Origin of the sequence: Shewanella sp. SM71 (genome assembly GCF_025653905.1) — a bacterium.
Classification (GTDB): domain Bacteria; phylum Pseudomonadota; class Gammaproteobacteria; order Enterobacterales; family Shewanellaceae; genus Shewanella; species Shewanella oncorhynchi.
This window is the reverse complement of sequence record NZ_JAKKRW010000051.1, coordinates 1-782: the sequence shown is the minus strand read 5'-3', so window position 1 is coordinate 782 and position 782 is coordinate 1. Positions and strand designations below refer to the sequence as shown.

Here is a 782-nt window from a genome sequence, read left to right as displayed (position 1 = left end):
GGAATCGCTAGTAATCGTGGATCAGAATGCCACGGTGAATACGTTCCCGGGCCTTGTACACACCGCCCGTCACACCATGGGAGTGGGCTGCAAAAGAAGTGGGTAGCTTAACCTTCGGGGGGGCGCTCACCACTTTGTGGTTCATGACTGGGGTGAAGTCGTAACAAGGTAGCCCTAGGGGAACCTGGGGCTGGATCACCTCCTTACCTATACGACTAACTTAATGTTTGTTGAGTGTTCACACAGATTGCTTGTTTATCTTCTCTTAGGAGAAGTCAGAGCTAAATGCGCCGCGAGCCGGTACGCATTGTTCTTTAACAATTTGGAAAGCTGATAGTATTTAATTGCATGAGTCTGTCATGTGATTAATTACAAAACGTTTAATGCGCAAGCATTGAACATGAGTTCTCAAACACTTTATTAAGTGTCTTGAATATTCAAAAGTAAATTATTCTTTATTGAATAGTTTACGTCTAAGGCGCGTCCACTTCTTTGGTCAGAAGTGAGACAAGTAAAACCAAGCTGGTCGCAATGCGGCGCAGRTGAGTGAAACTCATTTGGGTTGTATGGTTAAGCGACTAAGCGTATACGGTGGATGCCTTGGCAGTCAGAGGCGATGAAGGACGTAGTAACTTGCGAAAAGCGTTGGCGAGCTAGTAACAAGCATTTGAGCTAACGATGTCCGAATGGGGGAACCCAGCAGCATAAGCTGTTATCGCAACATGAATACATAGTGTTGCGAGGCGAACGAGGGGAACTGAAACATCTAAGTACCCTTAGGA

At 45.8% G+C, this 782-nt stretch carries 2 rRNA genes; both read left to right on the top strand.

Annotation, left to right across the window (positions count from 1 at the left end):
- A 16S ribosomal RNA gene (locus tag L5L97_RS22790) occupies positions 1-206 on the top strand; the annotation flags it as partial.
- 362 nt (positions 207-568) lie between these two features.
- Positions 569-782: ribosomal RNA gene (locus tag L5L97_RS22785) — 23S ribosomal RNA — on the top strand; the annotation flags it as partial.